20 protein-coding genes and 1 pseudogene are annotated in these 15,287 nt (G+C 68.5%); 9 read left to right on the top strand and 12 right to left on the bottom strand.

The window, feature by feature from the left end; translation table 11 throughout:
- Positions 1-66 precede the first annotated feature (66 nt).
- A pseudogene (locus tag ACQI46_RS21185) lies at positions 67-221 on the bottom strand (SDR family oxidoreductase); the annotation flags it as partial.
- Between the two features lie 63 nt (positions 222-284).
- On the opposite strand from ACQI46_RS21185, the gene ACQI46_RS21180 reads away from it, so the two are divergent.
- Positions 285-959 carry a DUF2071 domain-containing protein gene (locus ACQI46_RS21180; protein WP_427096170.1) on the top strand — a complete coding sequence of 225 codons (675 nt, stop codon included), beginning with the start codon at positions 285-287 and terminating at the stop codon, positions 957-959.
- Positions 960-982: 23 nt separating this feature from the next.
- On the opposite strand, the gene ACQI46_RS21175 is transcribed toward ACQI46_RS21180, so the two are convergent.
- Together ACQI46_RS21175 and ACQI46_RS21170 are read right to left on the bottom strand one after the other, a co-directional pair.
- On the bottom strand, positions 983-1,828 hold the full coding sequence (locus ACQI46_RS21175) for an SDR family oxidoreductase (protein WP_427096016.1): 846 nt from the start codon (positions 1,826-1,828) through the stop codon (positions 983-985).
- A gap of 9 nt (positions 1,829-1,837) precedes the next feature.
- Positions 1,838-2,326 (bottom strand): aminoacyl-tRNA deacylase, encoded by a 489-nt coding sequence (locus tag ACQI46_RS21170; RefSeq protein ID WP_427096015.1) that lies wholly within the window; start codon positions 2,324-2,326, stop codon positions 1,838-1,840.
- 207 nt (positions 2,327-2,533) lie between these two features.
- Between ACQI46_RS21170 and ACQI46_RS21165 the strand changes: the two genes are divergently transcribed.
- Together ACQI46_RS21165 and rsrA are read left to right on the top strand one after the other, a co-directional pair.
- The gene (locus ACQI46_RS21165; RefSeq protein ID WP_427096014.1) at positions 2,534-3,187 is read left to right on the top strand and encodes a sigma-70 family RNA polymerase sigma factor; all 654 of its coding nucleotides are present in this window, start codon (positions 2,534-2,536) and stop codon (positions 3,185-3,187) included.
- Entirely contained in the window at positions 3,184-3,495 is a 312-nt protein-coding gene (gene rsrA / locus ACQI46_RS21160) for a mycothiol system anti-sigma-R factor (protein ID WP_427096013.1), read from the top strand. The genes ACQI46_RS21165 and rsrA overlap by 4 nt, the downstream gene beginning before the upstream one ends.
- A gap of 44 nt (positions 3,496-3,539) precedes the next feature.
- Here the strand turns inward: rsrA and ACQI46_RS21155 are convergent, their stop codons facing one another.
- The gene (locus tag ACQI46_RS21155; RefSeq protein WP_011728008.1) at positions 3,540-3,614 is read right to left on the bottom strand and encodes a 50S ribosomal protein bL37; all 75 of its coding nucleotides are present in this window, start codon (positions 3,612-3,614) and stop codon (positions 3,540-3,542) included.
- A gap of 176 nt (positions 3,615-3,790) precedes the next feature.
- Here ACQI46_RS21155 and ACQI46_RS21150 point away from each other — a divergent pair, with 176 nt between their 5' ends.
- Together ACQI46_RS21150 and ACQI46_RS21145 are read left to right on the top strand one after the other, a co-directional pair.
- A complete protein-coding gene (locus tag ACQI46_RS21150) occupies positions 3,791-4,006 on the top strand; it encodes a biotin/lipoyl-binding carrier protein (RefSeq protein ID WP_046753285.1) in 216 nt (71 codons plus the stop codon).
- Positions 4,007-4,050: 44 nt separating this feature from the next.
- On the top strand, positions 4,051-5,541 hold the full coding sequence (locus ACQI46_RS21145) for a sensor histidine kinase (protein ID WP_427096012.1): 1,491 nt from the start codon (positions 4,051-4,053) through the stop codon (positions 5,539-5,541).
- 138 nt (positions 5,542-5,679) lie between these two features.
- Here ACQI46_RS21145 and whiB1 read toward each other — a convergent pair whose 3' ends face one another.
- Together whiB1 and ACQI46_RS21135 are read right to left on the bottom strand one after the other, a co-directional pair.
- Complete coding sequence (whiB1, locus tag ACQI46_RS21140; RefSeq protein WP_152516228.1) at positions 5,680-5,934, bottom strand: transcriptional regulator WhiB1; 255 nt, start codon at positions 5,932-5,934, stop codon at positions 5,680-5,682.
- A gap of 258 nt (positions 5,935-6,192) precedes the next feature.
- Positions 6,193-7,158, bottom strand: a complete 966-nt coding sequence (locus ACQI46_RS21135; RefSeq protein WP_427096011.1) for a diacylglycerol/lipid kinase family protein — start codon at positions 7,156-7,158, stop codon at positions 6,193-6,195.
- A gap of 48 nt (positions 7,159-7,206) precedes the next feature.
- Between ACQI46_RS21135 and aroQ the strand changes: the two genes are divergently transcribed.
- Together aroQ and ACQI46_RS21125 are read left to right on the top strand one after the other, a co-directional pair.
- Positions 7,207-7,650 carry a type II 3-dehydroquinate dehydratase gene (gene aroQ, locus ACQI46_RS21130; protein ID WP_427096010.1) on the top strand — a complete coding sequence of 148 codons (444 nt, stop codon included), beginning with the start codon at positions 7,207-7,209 and terminating at the stop codon, positions 7,648-7,650.
- The gene (locus ACQI46_RS21125) at positions 7,650-8,072 is read left to right on the top strand and encodes a hypothetical protein (RefSeq protein WP_427096009.1); all 423 of its coding nucleotides are present in this window, start codon (positions 7,650-7,652) and stop codon (positions 8,070-8,072) included. Before aroQ ends, ACQI46_RS21125 begins: the two co-directional genes overlap by 1 nt.
- Here the strand turns inward: ACQI46_RS21125 and ACQI46_RS21120 are convergent.
- The 3 genes from ACQI46_RS21120 to ACQI46_RS21110 are packed head-to-tail and all read right to left on the bottom strand — an operon-like array spanning position 8,009 to position 10,199.
- A complete protein-coding gene (locus ACQI46_RS21120; RefSeq protein WP_427096008.1) occupies positions 8,009-8,506 on the bottom strand; it encodes an N-acetyltransferase family protein in 498 nt (165 codons plus the stop codon). The genes ACQI46_RS21125 and ACQI46_RS21120 overlap by 64 nt on opposite strands.
- On the bottom strand, positions 8,503-9,600 hold the full coding sequence (locus tag ACQI46_RS21115) for an isochorismate synthase (protein ID WP_427096007.1): 1,098 nt from the start codon (positions 9,598-9,600) through the stop codon (positions 8,503-8,505). Before ACQI46_RS21115 ends, ACQI46_RS21120 begins: the two co-directional genes overlap by 4 nt.
- Positions 9,597-10,199: an acid phosphatase gene (locus ACQI46_RS21110; protein WP_427096006.1), complete on the bottom strand. Its 603-nt coding sequence runs from the start codon at positions 10,197-10,199 to the stop codon at positions 9,597-9,599. Before ACQI46_RS21110 ends, ACQI46_RS21115 begins: the two co-directional genes overlap by 4 nt.
- Before the next feature lie 82 nt (positions 10,200-10,281).
- Here ACQI46_RS21110 and ACQI46_RS21105 point away from each other — a divergent pair, with 82 nt between their 5' ends.
- Positions 10,282-11,085 (top strand): ParA family protein, encoded by an 804-nt coding sequence (locus ACQI46_RS21105; protein ID WP_427096005.1) that lies wholly within the window; start codon positions 10,282-10,284, stop codon positions 11,083-11,085.
- A 10-nt stretch (positions 11,086-11,095) separates the two neighbouring features.
- On the opposite strand, the gene ACQI46_RS21100 is transcribed toward ACQI46_RS21105, so the two are convergent.
- Both ACQI46_RS21100 and ACQI46_RS21095 read right to left on the bottom strand, forming a co-directional pair.
- Positions 11,096-12,307, bottom strand: coding sequence for a hypothetical protein (locus tag ACQI46_RS21100; RefSeq protein WP_427096004.1), 1,212 nt, complete (start codon positions 12,305-12,307; stop codon positions 11,096-11,098).
- A 15-nt stretch (positions 12,308-12,322) separates the two neighbouring features.
- Complete coding sequence (locus ACQI46_RS21095) at positions 12,323-13,807, bottom strand: DEAD/DEAH box helicase (RefSeq protein WP_427096003.1); 1,485 nt, start codon at positions 13,805-13,807, stop codon at positions 12,323-12,325.
- Between the two features lie 267 nt (positions 13,808-14,074).
- On the opposite strand from ACQI46_RS21095, the gene ACQI46_RS21090 reads away from it, so the two are divergent.
- Positions 14,075-14,791 (top strand): ferritin-like fold-containing protein, encoded by a 717-nt coding sequence (locus ACQI46_RS21090; protein WP_427096002.1) that lies wholly within the window; start codon positions 14,075-14,077, stop codon positions 14,789-14,791.
- 89 nt (positions 14,792-14,880) lie between these two features.
- Here ACQI46_RS21090 and ACQI46_RS21085 read toward each other — a convergent pair.
- On the bottom strand, positions 14,881-15,287 hold a 407-nt coding region (locus tag ACQI46_RS21085), incomplete at its 5' end, for an MmpS family transport accessory protein (RefSeq protein ID WP_427096001.1).

The raw sequence follows: 15,287 nt of genomic DNA, 5'->3' as shown, positions 1-15,287 counted from the left end.
CGTAGTCCGAGCCGCCCGACCACTACCGTCACGGCACTCTCGGCGAAAGCTACGGCCCGGCACCGCCGCGGTGGCGACCGCACACAACGTCATTCCGAACTTTGCCATCATGTGCGGCGTGGGCCGGAGCCACTTGGACTCCAGCAGGATGGGCGGCGACAGCGTCAGGATGTGCGGGTTCTCGCGGCCTTCAGGTGCGGGATGCAGGCCTGCGACACCGCCTAGGTGCCGCGCCGGCGTGCCAGGATGGCGGTGTGGATGCGCCACCGCTGCCGAAGCCCGTGATGATGACCCAGCACTGGGCCGACGTCACGTTCGTGCACTGGCCGGTCGAGCCGGCCGCCGTCGCGCATCTGTTTCCGCCCGGAACTCGCCCGGACGTTCTCGACGGCCGCACCTACGTGGGGCTGATCCCGCTCGTCATTCGGCGTTCGGAACTCGGCAGCGCCGTATCGCTTCCGTATGTGGGGTCCTTCGCCGAGACCAATGTGCGCCTCCACTCGATCGACACCGACGGCAGGCACGGGGTGCTGTTCTTGTCGCTGGAAACCGAACGGTTAGCGGTCGTGCCGGTGACCCGTATCGGTCTCGGCGTTCCGTACAGATGGGCCAAAATGCGCGTCAGCCGTTCCGGCGGTGAGATCTCCTACGACAGTGTCCGCCGGTGGCCCGACCGTGGCCTGCGCAGTCACCTCACAGTCGACGTCGGAGCGCCGGTGGAACCGACGCCGCTGGAGCTCTGGTTGACAGCGCGCTGGGGTGCGCATACCCGCAAGGCCGATCGGACTTGGTGGGTGCCGATCGCGCACCCGATGTGGCCGTTGTGCTCGGCGCAGGTCACCGCGATCAGCGACGAATTGATCACCGCCGCAGGTGTCGAGGAGGTCGGCGAGCGGTTGCCCGGCCTGTTCTCGCCGGGAGTGCCGGTCCAGTTCGGGCGACCGGCTCCGGTCGGGTAGGACAAGTTCGGGCGCGAGCCATCTCAGGGACCCGTGTAACCCGGCGGGTTGGCGCCCTCGACCCAGAAGTCCACGCCCAGTTCGGCGCCGGGCATGCAGTTGTACACCGACAGATCGGTGACCCCGGCGTCGAGCAGCACGTCCTCGCACAGCAGCGTGTTGCCGGTGAAGGTCGCCGGCTTGGTCAGCACCGCGTACGCCGCATCCGAGTACACCTCCGGTTTGCGCGAGCGGGCCATCGACTCGTCGCCGCCGAGCAGGTTCTGCACCGCGGCGGTGGCGACCATGGTGCGCGGCCACAGCGTGTTCGACGCGATCCCGGCGTCCTTGAGTTCCTCGGCAATACCCAGGGCGCACAACGTCATACCGAACTTCGCCATCATGTACGGGGTGGGCCGCAGCCACTTGGACTCCAGCAGGATCGGCGGCGACAACGTCAGGATGTGCGGGTTCTCGCGGCCCTTCATGTGCGGGATGCAGGCTTGCGACACCGCGTAGGTGCCGCGCACCTGGATGCCGTTCATCAGGTCGAAACGCTTGAGCGGCACCTCCTCGATCGATCCGAGGTTGATCGCCGAGGCGTTGTTGACGCAGATGTCGATGCCGCCGAACTGCTCGACGGTCTTGGCCACGGCCGCGGTCACCGAGTCGCCGTCGCGGATGTCGCCGACGATCGGCAACGCCTGCCCGCCGACCTCCTCGATCTCCTTGGCCGCGGTGTAGATGGTGCCGGGCAGCTTCGGGTGCGGTTCGGCGGTTTTGGCCACCAGCGCGACGTTGGCCCCGTCAGCGGCGACTCGCTTGGCGATGGCCAGGCCGATGCCGCGGCTGGCGCCGGAGATGAACATGGTTTTTCCCGCGAGCGACATGGGCTCAGCCTAGTTCGCGCGAATGTCGGCGACGGTCGCGTTGGTCAACCGCACCAGGTCGTGAGGGTCGAGGCTCACGTCCAGGCCCCGCTTGCCGGCGCTGCACAGCACACGGTCCCACTGCAGCGCCGACGCGTCGACGACCGTCGGCAGCGCTCTGCGCTGCCCGAGCGGCGAGATGCCGCCGACGACATATCCGGTGGCGCGCTGGGCGGCCGCCGGGTCGGCCAAGGTGGCCTTCGGGCTGCCCAGCGCCGCCGCTGCGGCTTTCAGGGACAGTTTCGCCGGCACCGGCAGCACCGCGACGCCCAACCCGGTCGGCAACGCGACGACGAGCGTCTTGAAGATCTGGTCGGCCACCACACCGTCGCGGGCCAGCTCGTCGACGGCCTCGTCGCCGAAGGAGTCGCTGCGCGGATCGTGGCGGTACTGCAGCACCGAATGCGCCACCCCTGCGCTCACCAGCGCGGCAATCGCCGGTGTCGCCGCTCGTGCCACCGCCACAGACTAGACCGGGCGGGGAACAACGACCCTCCACGCCGGTGTTGTGACCTCTGCACGACGCACACGGCGTCGGTGGCAGCCTCTAGGATCGGCAGAAGGGGATTGATGGTGCCAGTGACGGCCTTGATGGCCCCGGACGTCTCGGCGATATGGCCGAGGCTTCACGGTGGCGCCGCGACAGAAGGGACGGTGTTCCCCACGATGACCGACACCGACGGGCTCGCCCCGAAGGCAACGCTGGACGATGACACGAACCGGGCACCCGAAGAGACCGACGCCGAGCTGACGGCGCGCTTCGAACGCGACGCCATCCCGCTGCTCGACCAGCTCTACGGCGGTGCGCTGCGGATGACGCGCAACCCGGCCGATGCCGAGGATCTGCTGCAGGAAACGATGGTCAAGGCCTATGCCGGCTTCCGGTCCTTCCGCGAAGGGACCAACCTCAAGGCGTGGCTGTACCGCATCCTGACCAACACCTACATCAACAGCTACCGCAAGAAGCAGCGTCAGCCCGCGGAGTATCCGACCGAGGAGATCACCGACTGGCAGCTGGCCGCCAATGCCGAGCACTCCTCGACCGGGTTGCGTTCTGCCGAGGTCGAGGCGCTGGAGCTGCTGCCGGACAGCGAGATCAAGGAAGCGCTGCAGGCTCTGCCCGAGGACTTCCGGATGGCGGTGTACTACGCCGACGTCGAGGGCTTCCCGTACAAGGAGATCGCCGAAATCATGGACACGCCGATCGGAACGGTGATGTCGCGGCTGCACCGCGGCAGGCGCCAGCTTCGTGAGTTGTTGAGCGGGGTGGCCCGCGACCGCGGGTTCCTCCGCGGCGAGCCCGAAGGGGTCACGTCATGAGCGAGAGTGAATTCTCGGCAGATGGAGAGCGGTGGCGCCCACCGGTCGGGCCCATCGACCCGGAGCACCCCGAATGCGCCGCGGTGATCGCCGAGGTATGGACGCTGCTGGACGGTGAATGCACCCCGGAGACCCGGGACAAGCTGCGTCATCATCTCGAAGAGTGCCCGACGTGCCTGAGGCATTACGGCATCGAGGAACGCGTCAAACGGTTGATCGCCACCAAATGCAGTGGTGAGAAGGCTCCCGAAAGTTTGCGGGAGCGGTTACGCATCGAGATCAGCCGCACCACGATCATCCGCGGCTGACCAGCCCGGCTGCGATCCCGCAGGATCGCAGCCGCAGCGGAAAGTCAGGCGTTGGGCCGCTTGCCGTGGTTGGCCTTCGAGTGCTTGCGGTCGCGCTTCTTACGGCCACGCTTGGCCATGGTGAACCTCCAACAGGTCGATGGGTGTGAACCCGCGCGCTGCGGGTCGGTTGCAGCCCATTGTCGCACGAACCTCGGACAACATTTTCGTCGCGCCAGCAGCCATGCAGGACCACCGCAGGCCGTTGTGGTTCGATAGACGCTCAAGCACCAGTGGCAAAGAGAGTGGGGTGAAGATGGCCGAGGACGTTCGCGCGGAAATCGTGGCCAGTGTGCTCGAGGTCGTGGTCAACGAGGGCGATCAGATCGGCGAAGGCGACACCCTGGTGCTGCTCGAGTCGATGAAGATGGAAATCCCCGTGCTCGCCGAGGTCGCCGGCACCGTCAGCAAGGTCAACGTGTCGGTGGGTGACGTCATCCAGGCCGGTGACCTCATCGCCGTCATCAGCTAGCCGCACTCTGCGCCGGCTCCCCGTCCCGCACCAGCTGGTTCGCCATGTCGACTCTCGGTGATCTGCTCGCCGAGCACACCGTCCTGCCCGGCAACGCTGTCGACCACCTCCACGCGGTGGTGGGCGAGTGGCAGCTGCTGGCGGACATGTCGTTCGCCGACTATCTGATGTGGGTCCGCCGCGACGACCAGATGCTCGTCTGCGTGGCCCAGGTGCGCCCGAACACCGCGCCGACCGTCCTGCTGGCCGACGCCGTCGGCAGCACCGCCGAACCCGAGGACGTCCCGATCGTGGCCGACGCGTTCCGGTCCGGGACCATCGGCCGCCTCATCGTCGCGGGCCAGAATGGCGCTCACGGCCAGCGCGTCGAAGCCGTACCGGTGCGCCACGAGAACACCGTCGTCGCGGTCCTGACCCACCAGACGTCCCTGGCGCCGCGTCAGGTCAGCCCGTTGGAAGCGGCCTACGTCGATTGCGCCGAAGACCTGTTGCACATGCTCTCCGAGGGCACCTTCCCCAACATCGGGGATCTGCCCATGTCGCGCTCCAGCCCGCGGGTCGGGGACGGATTCATCCGCCTCGACGAGACCGGCGAGGTCACCTTCGCCAGCCCCAACGCGATCTCGGCCTACCACCGCATGGGATTCACCGCGGAACTCGAGGGGCACAACCTCGTCGCCGTCACCCGCCCCCTGATCTCCGACCCGTTCGAGGCCCAGGAGCTCGCCGATCACGTGCGCGACTCCCTGACCGGCGGATCGAGCATGCGCATGGAAGTCGACGCCAACGGTGCGGCCGTGCTGCTGCGCACCTTGCCGCTGGTGGTGCACGGCGATCCCGTCGGGGCGGCCGTACTGATCCGGGACGTGACCGAGGTGAAGCGCCGCGACCGCGCGCTGCTGTCCAAGGACGCCACCATCCGCGAGATCCATCACCGCGTCAAGAACAACCTGCAGACCGTCGCCGCGCTGCTGCGGTTGCAGGCCCGCCGCACCACCAACCCGGAAGGTCGCGAGGCGCTGATCGAATCCGTGCGCCGGGTGTCGTCGATCGCGCTGGTGCACGACGCCCTGTCGATGTCGGTGGACGAAGAGGTCAACCTCGACGAGGTCGTGGACCGGATCCTGCCGATCATGAACGACGTCGGCACCGTGGACGCGCCGATCCGGATCAACCGTGTCGGGGAACTCGGCGTCTTCGACGCCGACCGCGCCACCGCGCTGATCATGGTGGTCACCGAACTGGTGCAGAACGCGATGGAGCACGCGTTCGACGCCTCCACCAGTCAGGGTTGCGTGACGATCCGCGCCGAGCGTTCGGCGCGCTGGCTCGACGTCGTCGTCCACGACGACGGCCGCGGCCTGCCCGACGGATTCAGCTTGGAGAAGTCCGACCGACTCGGACTGCAGATCGTGCGCACGCTCGTCTCGGCCGAACTCGACGGCTCGATCGGCATGCACGAGGGGGAGTCCGGCGGAACCGATGTGGTGCTGCGGGTCCCGATAGGGCGGCGGCCCCGCGCAACCCAATACTGATCGAATTCGCCATTTGCTGAATCCGAATCAGTCAGCCTGTGTCACATTTCTGCAAATGAAGCGAATGTCACAGAATTGCGCAGACAAAGCGACGGCCCCGACTTGCGTCGGGGCCGTCGCTTTATCGTGCGGAGGGGGTCAGACCCCGGTACGAGCCTTGGTCCGCGCGTTGCGGCGCTTGAGCGCGCGACGCTCGTCCTCGCTCATCCCGCCCCACACGCCGGCGTCCTGTCCGGACTCCAAAGCCCAGCTCAGGCACTCCGCGGTGACGGGGCAACGAGCGCATACCAACTTGGCATCGGCGATCTGCGCGAGCGCCGGTCCGCTGTTTCCGACCGGGAAGAACAGCTCCGGATCCTCGTCGCGACAGACGGCCTTGTGGCGCCAATCCATGACTATGACTTCCTTTCGTATGCGCAGCGGGGCGCATGAGCTTTACATTGGCTGTTAACACGAGCGCACAGAATGTTTCTGCGCTGTTGCATCCGATGCTTTCACAGGCTCGACGGATGTCAATAGAAGTTGCGTAACTCGTGTTCTATCTCACTGTGGTGGTCCGTTAAGGGACCTATAACCCCGTTGTACTACGCTAAACCCCGGGTGCGCCCAAAAACCTCGTGTGACATGGGTTGCACTCACTTCCTGTGCTGGTCAGCGGCGTTCCAAGACGGATTTCGGTGGCGGCGCGATCACGGCCAAGGCGTTCGATACGGCCACGAAGCGCATGGTTTCGCGCACACCGACGTAATCCCCGTCGATCTGGCACGCCACCGGCGTGGTGCTCGTCACTTCCAGCCACGGCAGGTCGTCGTCGCGCACCAGATGCGTGGCTTTGATGTCCGGCTTGCGCGACAGCATCCGCCGCACCAGCCGCAGGTTGGCCCACACGCCCATGCTGGTGGTGGCGAATACGCCCAGCCCGGTCTCGAAGGTGGTGTCAGGGTTCGTCCACACCGGACGCGCGTTGGCGTACGTCCACGGGCTGGAGTTGGACACGAACGCGAAGTGCACACCCGTCACCGGTTCACCGTCCGGTAGCCGCAATGTCAGGGTCGGCTCCTTGCGCACGCTGGCCAACACCTCGCGGATCGCGACCCGGATGTACCGCGACGCGGTGACCTTGCGACCGCGCGCGCGTTGCGCCTCCACCGCGGCCACCACGTCCCCGTCGACACCCATCCCGGCGGTGAACACGGCCCACCGCTCGCCACAGTCCATCAGGCCGATGCGCCGCCACGACTGCGCGCGCCGGTACTCGCCCAGCAGGTCGACGAGCTGGTTGGTCGCCTCGATCGGGTCGGGACTGATGCCCAGCGCGCGGGCGAACACATTGGCCGAGCCGCCCGGCACCACCCCGACGGCCGGGCCGGCACCCGTCGGGCCGCATTCGCCGACGACGCCGTTGACGACCTCGTTCACCGTGCCGTCCCCGCCGTGCACGATCAGCACGTCCACGCCGTCGCGGGCCGCGTCCCGCGCCAGTTCGATGGCATGGCCGCGATGGTCGGTGTGCGCGACGGTCAACTCGACGCGACTCTCCAGCGCATGGGCCAGCAGGTCGCGGCCTGCCGGCGTCGTCGACGTCGCGTTGGGGTTGACGATCAGCACGGCACGCACGGGGCCTGAGCCTAACGGGCCGGGCGATCGCGCCGGTACCGTACAACGGTGACCGAACGCCGACTGCTTCTCGTCAACGGGCCGAACCTGAACCTGCTCGGGACCCGTCAGCCCGAGGTCTATGGCACCACCACGCTCGCCGAGATCGAGGCGCGCGTGACCAAGGTGGCCGCCGAAGCCGGGTTCGCCCTGCGGACCGTGCAGAGCAACCACGAAGGCGTGCTCATCGACGCGATCCAGGAAGCGCGCGCCGACTGTGTCGGCATCGTGATCAACCCGGCCGCCTACAGCCACACCTCGGTGGCGATCGCCGACGCGCTGCGCTCGGTGAGCCTGCCGGTGGCCGAGGTGCACCTGAGCAACATCCACGCCCGCGAGCCGTTCCGGCACCACTCGTATGTGTCGGCCGTCGCCGAGGTGGTCATCGCCGGTGCGGGCCCGCTCGGTTACGACTTCGCCGTGCAGTACCTGGCCGACCGGCTGGCCCCCTGATGCCGCCCGCGGTACGCGTCGCCGGCGGAATCGTCGCGCTGCAAGGGTTTCTCGGGCTTGTCATGGCCGTGGTGCTGATCGTGCGCGAAGCCGGCGGCCACCACGAGGAGGCGATCAGCGGCTACGGCACCGCCGGCTGGTTCGTGATCATGGGCTCGGGCGTGCTGGCCGCGGGCTGGGCCCTGCTGACCGGTCGGCGCTGGGGCCGCGGCATCGCGGTGTTCGCCAACCTGTGCCTGCTCGGGGTGGCGTGGTACGTCTACAGCTCCGGGCAACTGTCGTACGCGCTCCTCGTCGGCGGCGCCTCGATCGCAGTGTTGGGCCTACTGTTCACGCCGTCCTCGCTGCACTGGCTGACTCAGCCCGGGCCGGGCGACGATTCGGCGGCCAACTCGGCCAGCCGCGGTCCGGAGACGCGGTAGGTGGTCCACTCGGTCTGTGGCCGCCCGCCGACGCTGTCGTAGAGCGCGATGGCATCGACGTTCCAGTTCAACACCGCCCACGTCAGGCGGCTGTAGCCGCGGTCCACGCACTCGCGGGCCAGCGTCGCCAGCAGACGGCGCGCCAGCCCGCGCCGGCGGTACTCGGGGCGCACGAACAAATCCTCGAGGTAGACGCCGGCCACGCCGTCCCACGTCGAGAAGTTGCGGAACCACAACGCGCAGGCGGCCATCCGTCCGTCCACTTCCGCGACATGTCCGTACACGGTCGGGTCGGGACCGAAAAGCGCTTCACGCAACCGGTTTTCGGTGACGGTGCACTCGTCGGCGGCGTGCTCGAACTCGGCGAGCTCATGGATCATCGCGGTCAGCTCGGCCTCGTCGCCGGGACGCGCCGTGCGGATGGTCTCAGTCACTGCTGCACTCCCAACGCCGACAGGATGGTCTTGAATTTGGTTGTGGTCTCGGCGACTTCCTCGTCCGGATCGGATCCGGCGACGATGCCCCCGCCGGCATGCGCGAGCGCCGCGCGACGGTCGGCGGACAGTTGCGCGCCGCGGATCGACACCACCCAACGGCCGTCGCCGCGCTGATCACACCAGCCGACAGCGCCGGCGTAGAACCCGCGGTCGCCCTCCACCTCGGCGATCAGTGCCGTCGCCTGGTCGGTCGGGGTGCCGCCCACCGCCGGGGTGGGATGCAGCGCGACCGCCAGATCCAGTGCGGTTGTGGAGCTTTGCCGCAAGACGCCGGATATCGGGGTCGACAGGTGCCACACCGCGGCGGTTCTGCTCACCTCGGGCTGCGGCGCGATGGACACCTGCGCGCACAGCGGCTCGAGTGCCTCGCGCAGCGCGTCGACCACCAACTGGTGTTCGTGCCGGTTCTTCGCCGAATCCGCCAGGGCGGCACCGTTTTCCGCATCCTCGGCGGGGTTGGGGGAGCGGGGTGCCGAGCCGGCGAACGGTCGGCACCACACCTGTTGTCCGCGGCGAGCCACCAGCAACTCAGGGCTCGCACCGACCATCACCACACCGGAATAGCCCTCCCCGGCGGCCGACAGGTCGACCAGATACTTCGTGGCCTCCGCATCGGCGCCGTGCAGGCGGTGCAGCACAGTGCGGGCGTCGACCGGCGCGTCGGCGGTCAGCTGCAACGCCCGCGCCAGTACGACTTTCTGCAAACCTGCCGACGGGTCGGACAGCCGCTCGACGGCGCGCGCGACGCGCCGGCGGTGCTCATCGGCGTCAGGTGACATACCGGCCACCCGCATCGTCGGCAGTTCGCGCAGCGGCCAATCCGGTAGCGCATCGGTGAACCGCACACTCTGCGGCCGGATCAGTGCCGCGGGCGTCGACAGGTCAAAAGGCAACGCGCCCACGATGATCGGAGCGCTGTGCGATGCCAGCGCGGCGCGCGCCTCGGCGACGTTCGGGAACGTCGTCTGCACGCCCTCACCGACGACCACCCCGTCGGGGCCGGCGAACACGAACGACGGTTCCCGGGTCACGACGGATCCGGATGGCCGGTCAACGCCAGCGCGCTGAGTTGCCGGACACCGTGTTCGAAGCCGCACACCGCGATCGACACCGCCGGCATCGCAAACCGGATGCCCTCGTAGACGGGTTGTTCGATCCAGCGGGTGATCACCGCGCGCGAGAAGTGCCCGTGCCCGACGAACACCACGTCGCGGGTGTCCATGTGTTCCAGTGCCATCGCGATGGCCCGGTCGGCGCGCGCGCACACCTGCGCCGACGTTTCCCCGCCCGGGCAGCCGTGCGTCCACACCAGCCAGTTCGGCACCGTCTCACGGATCTCTTCGGTGGTGACGCCCTCGTAGTCGCCGTAATCCCATTCGTCGATCAGCGGATTCACCTCGTCGATGCGCAGACCGGCCAACTCGGCCGTGTTGCGGGCTCGGTGGCGGGGACTGCTCACGACGTAGGGCTGCTGCAGATCGAGCTGCTGCAGTGTGTCGCCGGCGGCGCGGGCCTGACGACGGCCGCGTTGGGTGAGATCCAGTTCGGTGCGGCTGGTGTGCCGGCCCGTCATCGACCATTCCGTCTCGCCATGGCGGAGCAGGATCAGCCGGTGCTGCAGAAGGCCCACGCCCACCGATTCTGCCGCACCTGCGAAACGCCGCGCGCCACGCGGGTCTGTAGCCGGACAGCTTTTGACAGGGCATGTCAAGATGGTCGGTGTGACGCGAGTACTTGCGGTCGCCAATCAAAAGGGTGGGGTCGCCAAGACGACGACGGTGGCCTCGCTCGGCGCGGCGATGGTGCAGTTGGGTAACCGCGTCCTGCTGGTCGACCTCGATCCGCAAGGATCGCTGACGTTCTCGCTGGGTCAGGATCCCGACAAGTTGCCGGTTTCGGTGCACGAGGTACTGCTCGGCGAGGTGGAGCCCGACGTCGCGCTGGTCGAAACCCCCGAAGGCATGACGCTGCTACCGGCCAACATCGATCTGGCCGGCGCCGAGGCGATGCTGCTGATGCGCGCGGGCCGCGAACACGCGCTCAAACGCGCATTGGCCAAACTCGGCGACGCGTACGACGTGGTGATCATCGACTGCCCACCGTCGCTGGGGGTCCTCACGCTCAACGGGCTCACCGCCGCCGACGAGGTCATCGTCCCGCTGCAGTGCGAAACCCTCGCGCACCGCGGGGTGGGACAGTTCCTGCGGACCGTGTCCGACGTGCAGGCGATCACCAACCCCGACCTGAAGCTGCTCGGTGCGCTGCCGACGCTCTACGACGCGCGCACCACGCACAGCCGCGACGTGGTCCTCGACGTCGCCGACCGCTACAACCTGCCGGTGCTCGCGCCGCCGATCCCGCGCACCATCCGGTTCGCCGAGGCCAGCGCCTCGGGCTCATCGGTCCTGACCGGCCGGAAGAACAAGGGCGCGCTGGCCTACCGCGATCTGGCCACCGCGCTGGTCAAGCATTGGAAGAGCGGCAAGGCGCTGCCCACGTTCACCCCGGAGATCTGACCGGGCCGGCTCAGCCCAGCGCGACGATCTCGTCGCCGCGCTGTTCCAACAACGTCTCCCCGGCAACCGCCGGGACCACCGGACCGTCGATGTGCGGCCGCTGCAACGGAATGTGGCGGTCCCCGGCGCCGGTCAGCGCATCGAACACGTCGTACCCGCCGGTGACCGGCACGAGCAGCCGGCCCGCCATCATCGTCGCCGGCCCGATCGGCGCATTGTCGCCTGCGGCGGCGACGCTGTACTTGTACTGCAGGTCCTTGCCGGAGAACACCATCAGCGTGTCGCCGGTCCACCAGGTGATCAGGTCCCCGACGCGCGAGGTGACGGCGTCCGGGGCGGCCGGCGTCGTCACCACCGTGCTGGCAATCGTGGTTCCGGTGTCGTCGATGATGTCCACGCGCGGAGCCGGCGTCGACACGTACACCGCCGTCGTCGTCCCGGCGACCGCGACCACCCGGGCACCGCTGCCGTCGGACACGCCGTTCTGCTGGACGTACTGGACCTCGGGCACGTCCTCCTCGTCGGAGGGCCGCAGCAGCGTCAACCGCAGATCGGACTGGTTGCCGCACGCCTCGAACACCGACACGGCCGACGAACTCGCGGCCGCGGAGACCAGCCGGCACAGCGGCGTGGCCGGCACGTCGGGCTTGATGGGCGCGTCGAGTGCGCCGTAGCTGAGCATCCGCACCATGTCGGAGCGCCACAGTTCCAGCCGGGTCGACCCCCACGACAGCACCGTGGTGCCGTCGGCCGCCAGTTGCACCTCGCGGTCGGCGTAGCTGGTGCGAGACGGTCCCCGCGACCCGGTCTCGGCGTCGATGGTGCTGACCTGTCCGCAGCCGCGCCGGTCCGGATACACCGCCACCGCGTAGCTGTAGACCCAGCTCACGCCGCACAGCTCGAGATCACGCGCGTAGGTCCAGAGCACCTCACCGGTGACCGGGTCGCGGCCGTCGACGCTGCTTCCCTGGCCGGTCACCACGGCACCGGCGACGACCAACGGTTGAGTGGTTGCCGCGCTCGGGGCCGTCCACAGCTGGGTCAGCGAGGCGGGGACCGTCGTCGCGTCCTCCAGGGACGGAACCGCGGAGGCGGCGGGGCGGCTGACCGTCGCGCGGACGTCGCTGTTCCACCAGACCACGACGGCGACCAGCACGACGACCGCGGCGATCGCCGCTGCCGCCACCAGATCTGCCCGGGTGCGGCGTTCAGGTTTGACCATCGAGGCCGGGACGGGCTAGCTGGTCGGCGCGGTCGCGGTCTTGCTGGGGCGGCGACGCCGACGCCGACGACCCGACGAGGAGCGCGCCTCGGTGGCCTCGCCCTCGGTGGTGTCGCTGTCGGCGGGTTTGGCGGCGTCCGCGCTGTCCGGGTGCCCGGCGACCGGCTTGCCGCCACGGGTGCGACGGCGGGCGCGGTTGCGGGCCGGACGCTCGCTGCGCTCGCGCGGTTCCCGCGGAGGCTTGTCGGCGGTGCGCGCCGGCTTCCCGATCGAACCGCCCGCGTCGGTGGGGATGTTGAGCTCCTCGTAGAGATGCGGGGAGCTGGAGTACGTCTCAGCCGGATCCGGGGTGCCCAGACCGAGAGCCTTGTCGATCATCGACCAACGGGGCAGTTCGTCCCAGTCGACCAGCGTGACCGCGATACCGGTCTTGCCGGCGCGGCCGGTGCGGCCGATGCGGTGCACGTAGGACTGCTCGTCCTCGGGGATCTGGAAGTTGATGACGTGGGTGATGTCGTCGATGTCGATGCCCCGCGCGGCCACGTCGGTGGCCACCAGCACGTCGACCTCGCCGGTGCGGAACGCCTTGAGCGCCTTCTCGCGGGCACCCTGACCGAGATCGCCGTGCACGGCGCCGACCTTGAAGCCGCGCTCACCGAGCTCGTCGGCGACCTTCTGCGCGGTGCGCTTGGTGCGGGTGAAGATCATCGTCGCGCCGCGGCCCTCGGCCTGCAGGATGCGGGCCACCATCTCCACCTTGTCCAGCGCGTGCGCCCGATAGGCGAACTGCTGGGTGGTGTCGTGGGTGGCCGCCGAGTGCGGGGCCTCGGCGCGGATGTGCGTCGGCTGCGTCATGAACGTGCGGGCCAGCGTGATGATCGGGTCCGGCATGGTCGCCGAGAACAGCATCGCCTGACGCTGCGCCGGGATCTGCTTGAGGATCCGCTCGATGTCGGGCAGGAAGCCCAGGTCGAGCATCTCGTCGGCCTCGTCGAGGACCAGGGTGGACAGTCCACCGAGTTGCAGATGGCCCTGCTGAGCCAGGTCGAGCAGGCGGCCCGGCGTGCCGACGACGACGTCGACGCCCTTCTGCAGCGCCTCGATCTGCGGCTCGTACGGCCGTCCGCCGTAGATGGCGGTCACGGTGAGCTTGCGGTTCTCGTCGGCTCGCAGGTACTTCGACGCGGCGACGAGGTCGCCGTGGACCTGGATGCACAGCTCACGGGTCGGCACGACGACCAGCGCGCGCGGAATTCCGGTCAGGGGACGCTCGCTGTCGGTGGTGATCCGGTGCAGCAGCGGGACGCCGAACGCGTAGGTCTTGCCCATGCCGGTGCGGGCCTGACCGATCAGATCGTCGCCGGCCAACGCCAGCGGCAGGGTCAGTTCCTGGATCGCGAAGGCGTGTTCGATGCCGTTTTCGGCGAGGGCGCGGACGATTTCGTCACGGACGCCGAGTTCGGCGAAGGAGGGAGTGGTTTGCGGTGTAACGGGAGTCATGCTCGGTGGACGAAGCCTTTCACTGATTGTCCTCATGCGGTTCACGCGCGCACGAGTTGTGAAGAGAACTTCGCCGGGCCCAGCGCTGAGGGGGCGGGCCGCCGCGTGCACGCACATTGCCAAGGTGTCTGCGACAAGAGCTCGTCGAACGTGACCTGGTCTGTGATCTGTCGACTCGCGTGCCGACACCGTTGTCCATGGTAACGGGTCGAGGCCCCGAAAGCCGCACGCGACGGTCGCGGTGCCGCCGGCGTCTAAAGTTGGACCATGACTACGAGGCCGACTTCGCCGCCGATCTCGCCGCCGTCCGCGTCGGCCTCCGGGGACGGGGAGGTCTACCGGATCACCGTCGACCATCCCGGCATCACCGAGCTGTTCGCGCTGCTGGCCTACGGCGAGGTGGCCGCGTTCTACCGGTTGACCGAAGAGGCCCGCATGGCCCCCAACCTGCGGGGACGAATCAACATGGCCAGCATGGCCGCGGCCGAGATGAACCATTACGAGCTGCTGCGCGACGCGCTGGAGCGTCGCGGCGTGGACGTGGTGCCGGCCATGACGAAGTACGCGCCCGCGCTGGAGAACTACCACCGGCTCACGACGCCGAGCACGTGGCTGGAGGCTCTGGTCAAGACCTACATCGGCGATGCGATGGCGGCCGATTTCTACCTCGAGATCTCTGATTCGATGCCGGCGGAAGCCGGTGATGTGGTGCGTTCGGTGCTGTCGGAGACCGGGCACTCGCAGTTCGTGGTCGCCGAAGTGCGCGCGGCCGTGACCGCCAGCGACAAGCAGCGGCATCGGTTGGCGTTGTGGTCGCGGCGGCTGCTCGGCGAGGCCATCACCCAGGCCCAGTACGTGCTGGCCGACCACGATGAGCTCGTCGACCTGGTGATGGCAGGCGGCGGGCTGTCGCAGATGACCGAGTTCTTCGACCGGCTGCAGCAGACCCACAGCACCCGCATCCAGGAGCTGGGCCTGGCGTAACCCTCTCCGCCGAAATTGCATTCCACGCGCGTCAAGTCGGCGTTGACGCGCGTGGAATGCAAATTCGGCGGGGTGTTCGGCGGGGGTGATCAGCGAGTGCAGTTCGTGATCATCGAGTTCGCGTTCTGCGCCGCGATCAGCGTGCCGTTGGCGTCGGTGATGCTGCAGTTGAGCTGACCGCCGACGCTGGTGGCCGTCACCGAGCTCAATGTCACGCCCGGATCGAGCACCACGGTCTTCGTCCACGGCAGGGCGACGTTGACCTCGGTCTGCAGCGCGCCCTGCTGGTCGGTGTAGATGACGGTGACCAGGTCGAGCAGTGCCCGGTTGCCGGTGACGTGGTAGGTGACCGCACCCGGGACCGCAGGGACAGGCGGCGGTGCCGCCTGCGGGGCGGGCAGCACCGGGGCGGGGACCGCAGCCGTCGGGGCCGGTGCTTCGGCGGTCGGCGTCACGGTGGTCACGGTTTCGGCGGGCAGCGACTGCGTCGCCGGGG

Origin of the sequence: Mycobacterium sp. SMC-4, assembly GCF_050205565.1 — a bacterium.
Lineage (GTDB): Bacteria > Actinomycetota > Actinomycetes > Mycobacteriales > Mycobacteriaceae > Mycobacterium.
Note: the sequence above shows the minus strand (reverse complement) of the source record. Positions and strands in the feature narration are given on the sequence as shown.

What these genes read in the sequence shown, in the direction of transcription:
- ACQI46_RS21180 (WP_427096170.1), top strand. Translation starts at nt 285, where the DNA reads ATGATGACCCAGCACTGGGCCGACGTCACGTTCGTGCACTGGCCGGTC.
- ACQI46_RS21175 (WP_427096016.1), bottom strand. Translation starts at nt 1,828, where the DNA reads ATGTCGCTCGCGGGAAAAACCATGTTCATCTCCGGCGCCAGCCGCGGC.
- ACQI46_RS21165 (WP_427096014.1), top strand. Translation starts at nt 2,534, where the DNA reads ATGACCGACACCGACGGGCTCGCCCCGAAGGCAACGCTGGACGATGAC.
- rsrA (WP_427096013.1), top strand. Translation starts at nt 3,184, where the DNA reads ATGAGCGAGAGTGAATTCTCGGCAGATGGAGAGCGGTGGCGCCCACCG.
- ACQI46_RS21150 (WP_046753285.1), top strand. Translation starts at nt 3,791, where the DNA reads ATGGCCGAGGACGTTCGCGCGGAAATCGTGGCCAGTGTGCTCGAGGTC.
- ACQI46_RS21145 (WP_427096012.1), top strand. Translation starts at nt 4,051, where the DNA reads ATGTCGACTCTCGGTGATCTGCTCGCCGAGCACACCGTCCTGCCCGGC.
- whiB1 (WP_152516228.1), bottom strand. Translation starts at nt 5,934, where the DNA reads ATGGATTGGCGCCACAAGGCCGTCTGTCGCGACGAGGATCCGGAGCTG.
- ACQI46_RS21125 (WP_427096009.1), top strand. Translation starts at nt 7,650, where the DNA reads ATGCCGCCCGCGGTACGCGTCGCCGGCGGAATCGTCGCGCTGCAAGGG.
- ACQI46_RS21105 (WP_427096005.1), top strand. Translation starts at nt 10,282, where the DNA reads ATGGTCGGTGTGACGCGAGTACTTGCGGTCGCCAATCAAAAGGGTGGG.
- ACQI46_RS21100 (WP_427096004.1), bottom strand. Translation starts at nt 12,307, where the DNA reads ATGGTCAAACCTGAACGCCGCACCCGGGCAGATCTGGTGGCGGCAGCG.
- ACQI46_RS21095 (WP_427096003.1), bottom strand. Translation starts at nt 13,807, where the DNA reads ATGACTCCCGTTACACCGCAAACCACTCCCTCCTTCGCCGAACTCGGC.
- ACQI46_RS21090 (WP_427096002.1), top strand. Translation starts at nt 14,075, where the DNA reads ATGACTACGAGGCCGACTTCGCCGCCGATCTCGCCGCCGTCCGCGTCG.